Below are 281 nucleotides of genomic sequence, written 5' to 3'. Positions count from 1 at the left end.
GCGCTGGATCTGCGCAACCAGCGCCTCGTCGCGCTGTGTTCGCACCGGACGTCGTTCCGGCTGGCGCTGGCGTGCGGCATGCACACGGTAACCCGATGGGGCGATCTGCAAGGCTTTGCAGATCGGCTCGACCCCAAACGCGCTCCGGTGCGTATCGACGAAGGCCCTCAGGACTTCAGCCGGCGGTCGAGCTCCGCCTGGGCGAAAAACGCGCTGGCGAGCTTGAGAATCTCGTTGGCCCGGCGCAGCTCCTTGACCTCGCGTTCCAGCTCTTTGACGCG

The 281-nt window shown here is 66.5% G+C and carries 1 pseudogene and 1 other annotated feature; the pseudogene reads right to left on the bottom strand.

What is annotated here, in order from left to right:
- Nucleotides 1-281 (bottom strand): annotated as a pseudogene (locus ISP15_RS18515) (IS3 family transposase); the annotation flags it as partial.
- Nucleotides 97-213 (bottom strand) — a sequence feature (AL1L pseudoknot). Its footprint overlaps the pseudogene before it by 117 nt.

Source organism: Dyella jejuensis (assembly GCF_044904675.1).
Classification (GTDB): Bacteria; Pseudomonadota; Gammaproteobacteria; order Xanthomonadales; family Rhodanobacteraceae; genus Dyella_B; species Dyella_B jejuensis.
Note: the sequence above shows the minus strand (reverse complement) of the source record. Positions and strands in the feature narration are given on the sequence as shown.